Raw genomic sequence first — 13,397 nt, forward strand, 5'->3', positions numbered from 1 at the left:
CCTTTCCCGCAGCTCTTGGCGCGGCATACGCCGATCAGGCGTCATATCAGGGTTTGAGGCGAAATTCGGTTTCGATGCGGTCGCGCGTTCCATCGCGCGAATGGACGATGATCTGAAGATGCCAAAGGCCGGATGCGGGGAGGGCGGCGGATGCGCTCCAGCTCCCATCGCCTGGCGGCATGGCCTCCGCTTCGATCGGCTCGGCATCGCCTTGCGCGCGCGAGAAGCGAAACGTGACGCCCTGCGGATCCACCGGCCCATAGTCGATCGTCATCAAAAGCGCGCTCACCCGCACAGGCCCTTGGCGACCGGGCGCAACGGCGATGTCGGCCATGATCATGCCCCCCGTGGCATGAAGCGGGATCGGCTCGGCCGCCATTGCCTGCTCGACGCGTGGCGGCGGTGTGAAGCGCCAGACGGCAACGGTGCAAAGAACGAGAACGCCCAGGGCGATTTCGAAGCCGAGCCGGCGGGAGAGAGTACGGAGCGCTGGCGCGTCGCCCTTGAGGGCCGGCTGCGTCAGCCGCCAGCGATTATCAGCCGCAATCAAAAAGAGGATCAGGACCAGGGCCAGCTTGATGAGAAGCACGCGGCCGTAATCGGTCTGCCAAAGGGCGGAGAGCGTTCCAACCTGCACGGCCGCCAGAAACACACCGGACGTCAGCAGAACGGCCAGAAGCGGAGCGATCCGCCGCGAGAATCGCGACAAGGCAATCCGCCGCGCCGCTTCCGGCTGACGCAGGGACAAGGCGAGCGGAAACAATGCGCCGAGCCAGAGCGCCGCCGATAACGCATGAAGCGCGACGGCTGGACGTGTCAGAACCTGGGGGGCTGCTGCGGCCGCATGGCCGGTGGACGCCAGCGCGACGCCGCCCGCCATGAGCGCAAGCCCGCTCAGGAATGTGCTGACGCGATGCGGAAGGCGAAGGGTGGACGCGAGCGCCAGGGCGAAGGACAGGGCGAAGGCCAGCGCTGCGACCCCGAAGCCGGTGCCTAGACCGGCCTGCCAGACGGCAAGGTTCAAGGCGGCGGAAAGGGTCGCGCCCAGCGCATCGAGCCCCTGCGCCAAGACTGCGAGGGGGAGCGCCAGCAGCCCGACCAGCAAGCTGAGGGGAAGGAACCGGTGGCTGCCAGCCCATGTCGTACCCACGAGATAGGACCCCGCCGCGCCGCCGACACCGAAAATGAGAGCGATGTAGACAAGAACGCGGGCGCCCCAGACGAGCATCAGCACGAGGATATCGCGCGCCGGTGGCAGGTCGGGCGTCGGGCTGGCTGATTCTACGGAAAACGACAGAGAGCCTGTCACAGGGTGCCCGTCTGCGGAAACGACGCGCCAGACAAGCGCGTGGGTGCCCCGGCCGAGCCTCTCGTCGAGTGGTGCCCTGATGTGTGAGCCTGTTTTCATGCTGGAAGGGAGATCGACGCTCGTGCCGTTGGGCCGAACCAGCGTCAGTCGCAGAGCCGCGACCGGCTCGCTGAAGCTCAGCGACAATTCGCTCGGCGCGCTTTGAAGAAGCGCGCCGTCTTCCGGCTCGGCCGACATAAGCCCTGCATGAGCGAAGGCGGCGGACGAGACCGCGAGAACCATGCTCCCCACCAGAAACACGGCGAGGATCAGGCTCTGCAACGCATCGCCAAGTCTGAAATCTCGCATGAGGAGTTCCTGCTGGAGGATGCGGCCGGGGGCACCGGCCGCATCGGGGGATCAATGCTGATGCGCTTCGCCTTCACCGGCGCTCGCACCATGGGACGGGCTCGTCGCGCCCATCTTGTCGACCTGCAATTCGACCTCGACCGAGCCGGCCTTTTCGAACGTGAGCGTCAACGGGATCATCTGCCCCTCCTTGAAGGGCGCCTTCAGGCCCATGAGCATGAGGTGGAAGCCGCCCGGCGAAAGCGCGGCCGAACCCTTGGCCGGGATGGCGACGCCGCCCTCGACCTTGCGCATGTTCATGACGCCGTTCTGGATCGACATTTCATGAATCTCGGTTTTTTCCGCCGCTGGTGAACTGGCCGAAACGAGGCGGTCGGGCTCTGCGCCGGAGTTCACCATCACGAAATATCCAGCGCCCGTCTTGGCGCCAGGAGGCGTCGCGCGGCTCCAAGGGTGCTCGACCTCGATCGCGCCGACCTTGAAGCCATGGGCCGCCGCCGGCACCGAGGCCGCCAGCGGTGACAGGCTGAAAAGGGCGAGGCCCAGCACCACGCCGGCAATCCGGCGACCGAATGAAGTCATCGACATGAGGTCCGTCTTTCGAATGCGGAGCTTCGACAGGCTCCTGGAGATAGATGGGGCTGGCGGCAAGGCTGCCCCGGCAGCGTGGAAAGAGCTTAGGCGGCTCGGCTTGGGCGATGGCGTGTGAACATCCAGTCCATCGCCAGCATCACGACCAGCGAGGCGCCGACGAGGGGAAACAGGACACCGCCCACGACCAAAAGCGCGATCAGCCCGCGAAAGACGCGCCGGTCCCTTGGCAGCGGCGGCACGCCGAACGAGCGGCTCGGCCGGCGCTTCCACCACATGATCCCCGCCGAAACCGCGAGCACCACATTGCCGACGCACACGGCCAGCAGGAACAGCTGGTTGGCGAGCCCGAATTCCTGCCCGAGATGGACATTGATGCCCCATTCCAGCCAGCGGCCGAGCGGGCCGTAATCGGCATAGCTCATGTCGACGAGTGGCTGGCCGCTATATTGATCCAGATGGACGACGCGCTGCTGCGAGAGATCGGCGGGATAAACCGAGCCGGTGTAGACGCCCGTCACGCTCGTCGGGATATTGACCGCAAAGCCGCGATGCAGGCCCAGCTGCCCAAAGGTGGAGACGGCCCGGTCGAGGCCAATCGGCGCGTCGTTGGCGGCATTCATCGACGTGGGGATTTCAGCCTGTTCGAGCGACCAGCTCGTCGGGCCTTCCTGCGCGAGCTTCCGCCCGGACATGGGCACGTCCACCCGCACGCCGGAAGGATAACCGAAGTTCGAGCCGTTGGCCCATTGGTTGACCTTGCCGCCCCAGACCTGCGACCACGGCATTCCGGTGATGGCGAGGAAGACGATGAACCCGCCGACGACGAGCCCGGTCACCGCGTGAAGGTCGCGCCAGAAGACGCGTTTCGCCGGCGTCGCGCGGATGGAGACGACGCCGCCCTTCTGGCCGCGAGGCCACCAGAGAAACAGGCCGGTCGCCACCAACACGATCGCCCAACCGGCGGCGATCTCGATCAGCCCGCGCGCCACAGGCCCGAAATAGCGCAGGCTGTGGAGATAGCGCACCGTCCACATGACCGTGCCGCGATCAGCCAGGGCGCCCAGAACCTCTCCCCGATAGGGATCGACATAAACGGCGGTCTTGCCGCCATCGGGCGTCTTGATCGTCACTTCGGCGGAGGCGTCCGGCGTGACGGGATCGGTATATTTGACGGCCGTGCCGGGATAGGCGGCGAGCGCCGCATCGACCATGCGGCTCGGCTCGGTGGGAGAGGCTCCCAACGGCATTTCGACATGCTTCAGATCGGCATGGACGATCCCGTCGATCTCGTTGCGGAAGAGATAAAGCCCGCCCGTGATCGAGAGCGTGATCAGAAATGGCAGGACGAACAGGCCGGCATAGAAATGCCATCGCCAGACGGCGCGGTAGAGATCGGTGATGGTGCCGGTGCGCGGAAGAGCGTTCGCACTTTCGGCTGTGAAATCGGACATTCGGACGGCTCCGAAACGGAGAAAACAGGACGAGGTGGGTGGCGCAACGGCCGAAACCGGCGGCCACTATGGGGCGATCGGATGCGGTGGCGCTGCGGGTCGGACGCCGGGCTGAGAACGCTTGAGTCGACACGATTGCGTGGAATGCCGGGCTCTTACGGGTCTCGGTCGATCGGGAGCCGTTATGCGCTAACCCGATCCGACACGCTCGAACCCCGTACGGTGCCCGCTGGAGGTTGGCCGAACCCCTTCGCTCCATAGGCGAAGTTTCAGCCTGCTCGCATCCTGACGCACGATCGGCGATCTCGCTGACAGACCAGAGCCGACGTGACGCCGTGATCAGGCGAACACGCTATCTGGCAGGCTGGCGAAGCGCTGGCCGATCCGATCACTCAGGCGAGGCGGGGCGGCCCGCGTGTCTTGCGCGGCGTCTCGACCGCGCCGGAGCCGACATCCTCGTAAAGCACGAAGGGCACGCTGAGCACGAGCGGCTGGCGAACGAGGCGCGAAAGGAGGGTAGACGGCGGAAGTGGGCCGCCGTGCATGGCGCAGCTGGCGGAGCAGCAGGACTTGAGCGGGACATGACCGTGGTCGCGCCCCGGGCCCTTATGGGCGTCCGCGATCTCGCCGGAAAGGCAAAGCACATTGCCGAACTGATCGCGGGGCATCAATTCGGCGGCAGCGGGGGCCGAGAAGCCGAACAGGGCTGCGTGAACAAGGAAAAGGAACGCGATCACGCGCCCCATCCACCGTCCCGAGCCTCTGGTCTTCTGCGCCAAAACCGGCATCCCCGCCAAACCGTGTGCTTGTGGTAGCACGGTCGGCTGGGGATCGAAACGGCTTTCCCGCTGAAACGGACTCCACCGGGGCAGAGTGTCGCTTCTAGCGCAGGCGCGCGGCGATGTGATCGGCGACGCGAAGCGCGTTGGCGATGATGGTCAGCGTTGGATTCACCGCGCCGATCGAGGGAAAGAAGCTGGCATCGGTGACGTAGAGATTGTCGATCCCATGGGCTCGGCAGTCGAGATCGAGAACGGCCGTCTCCGGGTCTTCGCCGAAGCGCAGCGTGCCGGCCTGATGGGCCGTACCGCCGATGGGCGTGTTCTTGCCGAGATAGAGCTTGCGATCCATCAGATGGGGATGAATGTCGCCCTTGTTGCAGATCGTGCGCAGCATCTCACGAAGCGCGCGATGGCCCTCCATGTTGGTCTGCGTCAGGTCGAGATGAACTTGGCCGTTGCGATAGAAGATGCGGTTCTCCGGGCGCGGCAGGTCTTCCGAGGTGAGCCAGAAATCGATCGAATGGTGCGCAATCCAGTCGAACGGCTTTTCGGGCAGCCATTGGAGGAAGCCCGGCAATCCCTCGGCTTCGATCTGCATCCCGTCGGATTTCCCGACCATCTGGATATGGCCGAGCGGATATTCGAATGGGTTCAGCGGCGACCTGTCATGGGCATGGTAGAAATCGTTCAGCCCCAGCGTTTTCTGGAACTCGGTCGGATTGGGCGTGCGCGAGATCGCGAGCACCGTCGCGTTGTTGTGGCGCATATAGTTGCGACCGACCTGGCCCGAGCGGTTGGCGAGGCCATCGTGATGCCGGTCGCTGGCCGAGCGCAGGAACAGAAGCGCCGAGGAGAGCGCGCCGCAGGCGGCCACCACGAGATCACTCCGGATGATATGCCGCTGGCCTTCGATGATAGTCTCCACACCTGTGATCGACGTGCCGGCCGGGTTGGTCAGCAGTCGCTCGACATAGGCGTTCTTCAGAAGCGTCAGGTTGGGATGGGCCTTCAAAGCGGGATCGACGCAGATGACCTGCGCGTCCGATTTTCCGTTGGTGAGGCTGGGATAGCCGTCGAACGGGTCGCAGCGCAGAAGCGGGGAATGAGGCGTCGCCGCGCCCGTCTCGTCCTGATCCAGAAGCGCGCCCATGGGCAGATGGAAGGGATGCAGTCCTTCCTGCGCCCAAGCATCCGACAAGGCCTGGATGCGGGGCTCGTGGCGGATGGCCCCGTGCTTGTAGGGCTTAGGGCTGGGTGGCTCGGTCGGATCTTCGCCGCGCGCGCCGCGCACCTCGAACAACTCCTCGGCCGCCTGATAATAGGGCTCGAAAACATCGTATTTCACCGGCCATTCCGGCGCGATGCCATCGGGGTGACGAACGGCATCGAAATCCTCGACGCGCAGCCGCAGGAGCACCGCGCCGTACACCTTGGAATTGCCGCCGACGAAATAATGCAGGCCCGGCTTGAAACTCTCGCCGCTAGAGGATGTCCAAGTCTCGTCCGCCTGGTAGCGCCCTTTGGCAAAAACCTCTTCCGTGCTCCAGTTCTCGCGCTCGCGTTTCAGATAGTCGCCGCGCTCGATGAGAAGGATACGCTTGCCGGTCTGGGCGAGTTTCCAGGCCATCGTCCCGCCGCCGGGGCCCGAGCCAATGATGATGACATCATAGCGATCTTCGATCATGAGGCACTCCTTCTGCGGGTCCTGTGCCGGCTAAAGACCGAAAGGCGTTCGGCGTTCCCGCGTTTTTCCATGAAGGTTTTTTCACGAAAGCCGGCGGGAACGACGGCGTCGCGCGGCGCATTTGAGCCAGTGGACACAACGATTGAGACAAGACGCCGCGCCATGCCGATCGACATGCTTTTCGTCTTCGCAACGCGGCTTTCGCTGATCCTCCTGTTTTTGCCTTTCAGCGCGCTGGATAAGGTCCTGAACTTTTCCGCTGCCGTCGATCAGGCGGGGCAGGCGACCGCCAACCGAAACCTGGCGAAGGCGTTGATCCTTGTGGGTTTCAGCGTCGAGCTCCTCATGTCGCTCGGCGTACTCACCGGGATTGCGGATCGGCTCGCGGCCTTCATTCTCGCCGGCTACTGCGCGGTGACGGCCATCCTGTTCAAACAGTTCTGGAAGGCGCCCGACTTCCGCCTGCGCGGTCCCTCCAAGGGGCGCGAGACCATGTGGGACTTCCTCAAGAATTTCGCGGTTGCCGGCGGCTTCCTCCTGATCGCCTTCGGGCTTCAGGCGGGCGGGGCGCGGAGCTTTTTCGCGGACCCCCTGTCTTCCACCCATCCTTACTCGATCACCCATTCCTCTTCGCAAGGAGCTGAGTTTTGAGCGACGACAAGCCCAACGTTCACTATTGGCACCTCTATACCGACGACGAGGGCATCAGCCGCCAGAAGCGTTGCGCGCTCACCCGGTTCGAGCTGAAGAGCATGCAGCCGCCTGCCGCGCCGCAATGGCAGGGCGAGAAGCACCATGACGGGATGACGGTCATGGTCACGGTTCAACCGGTTGGCTGGGAAGGAACGTGGCACGAGAACCCCGCGCCGCAATGGATCATCCCGCTGTCCGGCCGCTGGTATGTCGAGAGCATGGACGGAACGCGCGTGGAAATGGGGCCGGGCGAGATTTCCTTCGGCGAGGATCAGGGCACTCGCGAACGGGATGGCCGCAAGGGGCATATGTCCGGCACGGTCGGAGACGAGCCCGCCGTGCTTATGGTCGTGCAGTTCGACACGGCTCGCGAGGAAACGACGCCGTGCCGCTTTGGCTGAAGGAGGGCGCATGAGCGAGATCGGATTCGAGACGGTCGATCCGCGCTTTGATCGCTACCGCCTCGTCAACGCGCCGGTGGAGAAGCTGGCGGAGGGTTTCCGCTGGATCGAAGGGCTCGTCTGGATGGGAGACTGGAACTGTCTTCTATTCCAGGATCTGCCGCGAGATCGCACCATGATGTGGAGCGAGGCGTCAGGCCTCTCCGTCTGGCGCTTTCCGTCCGACCAAGCCAACGGGCAGGCGAGGGATCGCGAAGGGCGCGTCATCTTCTGCTCCAACCGCTTGCGCGCCGTCGCCCGCGTGGAGCATGACGGCCGGGTCAATGTTCTGGCCGATCGGTTCGAAGGGCGGCGACTCAACTCGCCCAATGACATCGTGGTCAAAAGCGATGGCTCGATCTGGTTCACCGATCCCGTCTACGGCATTTCCAACGATTACGAGGGCACGCGGCAGCCCTCGGAAACCGCGCCGGGCGTCTACCGTCTGGAGCCCGAAAGCGGCCGCCTCGATCTCGTGTCCCTCGATTTCTCCGGGCCCAATGGCATCGCCTTTTCGCCCGATGAGCAACGCCTCTATGTGGCCGAGACGGGAGATCAGACGCAGGCATCGCCCACGCAGGTGCTGCGAGTCTTCGACGTCGTGGAGGACGGCCATACGCTGAGCGGGCTGCGCGACTTCGCCAAGGTTTCCCCCGGCTATACGGACGGGATGGCGATCGATGAAGATGGCAATATCTGGTCCAGCGCGGGCGACGGCGTGCATTGCCTGTCGCCCGAAGGCGAGCTTCTCGGGCGAATCCGCCTTCCCGCCACGGTCTCCAATCTCTGCTTCGGCGGATCGCCGCATTTGAACCGCCTGTTCATCGGCGCGAGCCACACGCTTTACGCCGTGTTCCTCAACCGGCGCGGAGCGCGCTGGCCATGAGCGGCCTCTGTATCGAAGCCATTCGGCTGCTCTGCCGCGACACAGCGGCCACCGCGCGCTTCTATGTCGATACGTTCGGTTGCGAGGAGATCGAGCGCGATTCGCTTGTCTGTGCGCTGCGCCTCGGAGCACAGCGCTTCGAACTCGGGCGGGCATCCGCTCCATCCGGGCATCCGCCCTTGTCGAATGAAACCGGGTTCCAGCATTTTGCCATACCCGTTTCCGACATGGAGGCGGCCATGGCCCGGCTCGAACGCATGGAGGGGTGGATACCCATTTCGACGGATGGGCCCGAGCGCCTGCCGGCAGCGTCCGGCGGTGTCACGGCTTTCAAGTTCCGCGATCCCGAAGGCCATCCACTGGAGTTTTTGGAATTTCCCGGTGGCTGGAAGCAGCGACCGGCAATCGCCAAGACGAGCGAGCCTTTTCTCGGGATCGATCATAGCGCCATCACCGTCAGCGACGCGGACGCCTCCATCCGCTTCTATGAGAGCCTTGGTTATCGGCTGAAGGCGCGCCAGCGCAACACGGGCGTGGAGCAAGGGCGACTGGACGGGTTCTCGCGTCCGGCGACGGTGGACGTCGTGACGCTCGAAACGGGGCAGGGCGGAGCACCGCATCTGGAGCTTCTCGCCTATGTCGATCCACCCGCAATTTCGGCTCCGGCAGTCGAAGGCTCGCCCTTCGCGACGGAACTGATCCTGTCCGGCCTGACATTCGCGTCAGCGCTCCAAGCCGATCCCGACGGGCATCGTTTCTCAAACCTGTGAAAGATCGCAGCCTGCCGTGTCGCCCTGGAAAGATTACCCACGGCATTCGTTAAGACACCATGGTCAAGACGAAGAACCCGGTGGAAAGGAATGCATTGGTCGCCGAATGGCCGTTTCCGGTCTCGGCGGCGATGGGCTCGGCCGTGCGGGCCAAGGGGATCGAGCGCGAACTGACCGCCAAGCTGCCCTGGATTTTGCGCGATCGTCTGAGCGTCGAGAGCGGCGCGATCCGACTGGCCTTCGATGCGGACGAGGATGAGGCGTTCGAGCGCGCCCGTGAGGCGGTGCAGACGGTACTGGATGGGATCGACACGCTGCCGGTGCTGCCGCGAGAGGTGGACGACATCCTGACCATTCTGCCCCGAGAGCGTCTTCGTTGGACCAAGGATGGACGTCTCCCCAGCGCAGGTACATGGACCGTGAAATTGCGAGGACGTGCGAAAGCCGTCACCTTCCACGTCTTCGACCCACGGCGGATCGAGGATATTCTGGATCGTGACCTGCCGAGCCTTTGGCGCGAGGAGGATCGAGAAGCCGCCGCAGAAGCCAGACGACGCGCAGCGGCTAAGGCTGCTTTGAAACGCTCCGCCAAAGGCACGGAGAAGAGCAGCCCATCCTTGAAAGCGACAAAGAAAGCGACCGCAAGCCGGCCTACACTTGAAGGATGGGAGGTCTTTCAAGCCGAGGGGCTTTTGCGCTGACGTCGCAGCGCAGTCGAAACAGAGGCACGTACGATGGAGGATCGTCCGGCTACAGACGATCCTCCACGCTATGATGTGTCTCAGAAGGTCGCGGTCATCGGATCGGGGCCGATGCGCCCGTCCGCCGCGTCGAGCTGCGCGATCGCTTCCATGTCGTCTGCTCCCAGCTGAAAGCCGAACACGTCGATATTCTCCGCGATGCGGCTCGGCGTCACGGATTTCGGAATGACGATCAGGCCGCTGTCGATATGCCAGCGGATGATGATCTGCGCCGGGCTCTTGCCGTGCTTCTGCGCGATGCGCGTGATCACGGGGTCGCTCAGAAGCTGGCCCTGCCCGAGCGGGCTCCAGGATTGGGTCGCGATACCTCGTTCGGCGTGAGCGTGCCGCAGGTCGCGTTGCTGAAAGCGCGGATGAAGCTCGATCTGATTGAGGACCGGAGCGACGCCGGTCTCGGAAATCAGCTGGTCGAGATGCTCCACCGTGAAGTTCGACACGCCGATGGAGCGCGCTCGCCCTTCTTCCCGAAGACGGATGAAGGCCTTCCACGTGTCCACGAACAGACCGCGACGCGGCGAAGGCCAATGGATAAGATAGAGATCGACGAAATCGAGACCGAGGCGAGACAGGCTTTCGTCGAACGCTCGCAAGGTCTGGTCGAAGCCCTGGTTCTCGTTCCAGAGCTTGGTCGTCACGAACAGCTGGTCGCGTGGAACATCGGCGCCGCGCAGGCCCGCGCCCGTACCTCTTTCGTTTTCGTAGATGGCGGCCGTATCGACATGGCGATAGCCGACCTTCAAGGCTTCCTGAACCGCGTTGGTCGCCACGTCGTCCGGCACCTGCCAGACGCCGAGACCGACCTGAGGGACCGACCGACCGTCATGGAAGGCGATCGAGCTTTGTTGTGTCATCGGACCATCTCCGAAAGGAACTACATGAAAAGCCCTGCCATGTGCCGGAATGCGGGCGACAGGGAATATGGGGGTCCAATTCGGGCGCTTCCCCGGAAAGTCGAGCAATTGGCGGAAGATTCAATCGTGGTTGGCTGTTGGATGCTTTCCGGCGCTGTCCGAGCCCTTGACCCGATCCCGCTCGCGCCTGCTATTGCGCGGACGCGCCTTGGCCGGCGAGGCGAGCGGTTTGATGGCGGACAGCTTGACGAGGTTCTTCTCAATGGCCTCATTCAAAGCGGCGACGCCGTCGCGTACCTCTTCGGCATCCGTATAGACGGTGGGAAAGCGCTGGGCGAGCCAGAGCCAAGCGGTGGCGAGATTGACGCCGTCCTCCAGTCGCTGCAGGTCGCCCGAGCGCAGCGGCGGCTTGGGCGCGGGCTTGCCCGCCGCATGAGCGCGGGCCCAGGTCAGCACCGTGTCCATGAACCAGGGATGGCGCAGCGAGACGGGAACGATCGCGTAGGCGAGACGATCGAGCAGCGGCAGCCTCACCGGGGCCAGCCGGCGCGCCTTCTCGATTTCCTCGTCCATGTCGCCGATCTTCAGGTCGGCATGGTCCATGACGATGCGCGAGCGCAGGAAGGTTAGGATCTGCGCGAGATCGTCGGTTTCCAGAAACTCGGCGGCCAGCGCGACGCTTTCCCGGTTCGGCCGCACGAAGGCCCGCCCCACAAGCTCTTTCGGCGGTGTCGTGATCGCCGCGCGAATCTTCTCGACACCGTATCCCCCGCCACCGATGACGCCGACCCAGCCCTTCTCGAACATGCCGTAGCGGCCGGCACGCCCGCCGATCTGTCGGATTTCCGAATGAAAGAGATTGCGGCGCCGCGTGCCGTCGAACTTCTCGATCGCTGCCAGAAACACACGCGACACCGGCAGATTGAGCCCCATGCCGATCGCGTCCGTGGCCACCACCACATCCGCCTCGCCGCGCCGAAAGCGGGCCGCCTCGGCCCGGCGCACTTCGGGGCTGAGCGCGCCGTAGACGGTGGCGACCGAGAGGCCGAGCGGCACGATGGCCTCGCGCAGATCATGAACGGCCGCGCGCGAAAAGGCGACCACGGCATCGCCGCGCCGGAGATCGCGCAGGGTGATCGGCTCGGGCCACGCGTCCAACTCGTTCTTGCGTTCGAGCCGGCGCACTTCCAGCGGCTCGCCCAAGACCTTGGCCAGCCGCTCGACCATGGGAATGGCGTCGGGCGAGCCGGTCATCACGACGAGATCGGCCGGCGCACCGAAAAGCGCCTGCGTCCAGGCCCAGCCGCGCTGTTCGTCGGCCAGCATCTGAATTTCGTCGATCACGCAGACATCGACGCGCCGCCCCACATCGATCGTTTCGATCGTGCGGGCGTAATGGGTGAAGTCCTCGCTTTCGTCGCGCTCTTCGCCGGTGATGAGACCGGCGCGCGCGCCGCCCTGCGTCAGCGCCTCGCGGTGTTCGTGCGCGAGCAGTCGAAGCGGCGAGAGAACCTCGGCGGTGGCCGCCTCGATGGCAAAGCGCATGGCCTCGTAGGTCTTGCCGGAATTGGTCGGCCCCGCCAGAAACAGGAGTTTGCGCTCGATCGAACGGGCCAGAGGGAAGAGGTTGGGATATCGATCATAGCCGGACGCCTCTGCAAAGCTCGCGCGGCGTCGGCTTTGCAGGCGCAGCGCGCGCATGGAGCTAAGCAGCTTGTCGAACCACTTGTTCAACGGCGGCTGCAACTCGTCCTCGTCCGGACCTTGCGCGGCGAAGACGAAACGCTCCAGATCGGCCTGCGTGGCGGCGCGCAGGAAAGCGGAGGGGTCGCCGAGGTCGGCCGTGGCCTTCTGGAACTGGGTCGAATAGCGCTCCGCGAGGGCGGTGAGACCAGCCCGTGCCTTGGCCGCCGCTTCGCTGGCCCGTTCGGCCACGAAGGCGACGCTCGGCTCGATCTCGCCATCGCGCAGGAGCTCATCGTCCGCGAGGCGCTGGTGAACGCCCTTGGGCGCGCGCAGGCGCACGAAGGCCATGAGCAGTGTTGGACGCTCGGTCGGAAAGATCGCGGCGAGCACGGGCACTTCGACTTCGAACCCGCCGAAGGAGCCGTCGCGCATCCGGCGCACCCGCACAACCTCCTCGGCGCGCGCCGAGGCGATCCGGCTGATGCGGTCGGCATCGTCCTCGTCCGGGTCCGGTGCGATTGCGCCTTCGGGGATCTGCGTCATCGCCTTGACGCGCCCGGCCGGCACCAGCCTCGCCTTGCGCTTGCCGCTGTCGTCCTTCGATCCGTCGCCGAAGGGCACCTCGAGCGTGCGCACGAGCCCCGCGCCGACGATTTCGAGGCATCGCACGAGCGAATGTCCGGTCAGGCCGGGCAACATCGAGATCGGATAGTTGGAAACTGGCTGCATCGGGAGGTCCATCAGGCGGCGGGCGGTCGATGACAGGTCACCGGATCATTCCCGGCCTGCATTAGCAGATGCGAATGGTGCGGTGCCAGAACGAACGGGCACCCTGTTCCCATCGCGCTTCGGCTTGTGGGCGCTGTCATGTAGGACGCTTACAGAGTGGAAAGCTTCCCACTAGGAAGGATGCCGGGATGACGAACAAGAGCGAACCACCTCGCGGGGGTCAGGAAGAGACCGTGAAGCAGAAGTCCGAGCGCCTGAAGGCCGCTCGTCTGCAGGCGGAGCAGAACAAGGACGCCCGGATCGAATGGGCCAATCGAAAGGCGGCGGCACGCCGGAAGGCGCTGGGCGACGGCAAACCCTGATCGCCGTCGCGGTGGCAGCGACGTCAGGTCGCAAGGTGCTTTCCGGGATTT

13 protein-coding genes are annotated in these 13,397 nt (G+C 64.7%); 6 read left to right on the forward strand and 7 right to left on the reverse strand.

Features of this window, described 5'->3' with window-relative positions:
• Positions 1–46: 46 nt before the first annotated feature.
• The 5 genes from AUL36_RS21240 to AUL36_RS21260 form a co-directional block, all read right to left on the reverse strand.
• A complete protein-coding gene (locus AUL36_RS21240) occupies positions 47–1,657 on the reverse strand; it encodes a copper resistance CopC/CopD family protein (RefSeq protein WP_062224019.1) in 1,611 nt (536 codons plus the stop codon).
• Positions 1,658–1,708: 51 nt separating this feature from the next.
• Positions 1,709–2,245: a copper chaperone PCu(A)C gene (locus tag AUL36_RS21245; RefSeq protein ID WP_244493589.1), complete on the reverse strand. Its 537-nt coding sequence runs from the start codon at positions 2,243–2,245 to the stop codon at positions 1,709–1,711.
• A gap of 89 nt (positions 2,246–2,334) precedes the next feature.
• On the reverse strand, positions 2,335–3,702 hold the full coding sequence (locus tag AUL36_RS21250; RefSeq protein ID WP_062224021.1) for a PepSY-associated TM helix domain-containing protein: 1,368 nt from the start codon (positions 3,700–3,702) through the stop codon (positions 2,335–2,337).
• 392 nt (positions 3,703–4,094) lie between these two features.
• On the reverse strand, positions 4,095–4,439 hold the full coding sequence (locus tag AUL36_RS21255; RefSeq protein WP_156418518.1) for a hypothetical protein: 345 nt from the start codon (positions 4,437–4,439) through the stop codon (positions 4,095–4,097).
• Positions 4,440–4,584: 145 nt separating this feature from the next.
• Positions 4,585–6,168, reverse strand: a complete 1,584-nt coding sequence (locus AUL36_RS21260) for a GMC oxidoreductase (protein WP_062224025.1) — start codon at positions 6,166–6,168, stop codon at positions 4,585–4,587.
• A gap of 162 nt (positions 6,169–6,330) precedes the next feature.
• Between AUL36_RS21260 and AUL36_RS21265 the strand changes: the two genes are divergently transcribed.
• The 5 genes from AUL36_RS21265 to AUL36_RS21285 are packed head-to-tail and all read left to right on the forward strand — an operon-like array spanning position 6,331 to position 9,658.
• Entirely contained in the window at positions 6,331–6,819 is a 489-nt protein-coding gene (locus AUL36_RS21265; protein ID WP_062224027.1) for a DoxX family membrane protein, read from the forward strand.
• On the forward strand, positions 6,816–7,262 hold the full coding sequence (locus AUL36_RS21270; RefSeq protein ID WP_062224029.1) for a cupin domain-containing protein: 447 nt from the start codon (positions 6,816–6,818) through the stop codon (positions 7,260–7,262). The genes AUL36_RS21265 and AUL36_RS21270 overlap by 4 nt, the downstream gene beginning before the upstream one ends.
• 10 nt (positions 7,263–7,272) lie before the next feature.
• Entirely contained in the window at positions 7,273–8,187 is a 915-nt protein-coding gene (locus AUL36_RS21275) for an SMP-30/gluconolactonase/LRE family protein (protein WP_062224031.1), read from the forward strand.
• Entirely contained in the window at positions 8,184–8,957 is a 774-nt protein-coding gene (locus tag AUL36_RS21280) for a VOC family protein (RefSeq protein WP_062224033.1), read from the forward strand. Before AUL36_RS21275 ends, AUL36_RS21280 begins: the two co-directional genes overlap by 4 nt.
• A 59-nt stretch (positions 8,958–9,016) precedes the next feature.
• Complete coding sequence (locus AUL36_RS21285; RefSeq protein ID WP_062224035.1) at positions 9,017–9,658, forward strand: hypothetical protein; 642 nt, start codon at positions 9,017–9,019, stop codon at positions 9,656–9,658.
• A gap of 80 nt (positions 9,659–9,738) precedes the next feature.
• On the opposite strand, the gene AUL36_RS21290 is transcribed toward AUL36_RS21285, so the two are convergent.
• Positions 9,739–10,569, reverse strand: a complete 831-nt coding sequence (locus AUL36_RS21290) for an aldo/keto reductase (protein WP_062224037.1) — start codon at positions 10,567–10,569, stop codon at positions 9,739–9,741.
• Positions 10,570–10,689: 120 nt separating this feature from the next.
• A complete protein-coding gene (locus tag AUL36_RS21295) occupies positions 10,690–12,984 on the reverse strand; it encodes a helicase-related protein (RefSeq protein WP_192843884.1) in 2,295 nt (764 codons plus the stop codon).
• A gap of 188 nt (positions 12,985–13,172) precedes the next feature.
• On the opposite strand from AUL36_RS21295, the gene AUL36_RS24345 reads away from it, so the two are divergent.
• Entirely contained in the window at positions 13,173–13,346 is a 174-nt protein-coding gene (locus AUL36_RS24345) for a hypothetical protein (RefSeq protein WP_192843885.1), read from the forward strand.
• The last annotated feature ends 51 nt before the right edge of the window (positions 13,347–13,397 follow it).

The sequence above is a fragment of the Aureimonas sp. D3 genome (assembly GCF_001463805.1).
Lineage (GTDB): Bacteria > Pseudomonadota > Alphaproteobacteria > Rhizobiales > Rhizobiaceae > Aureimonas > Aureimonas ureilytica_A.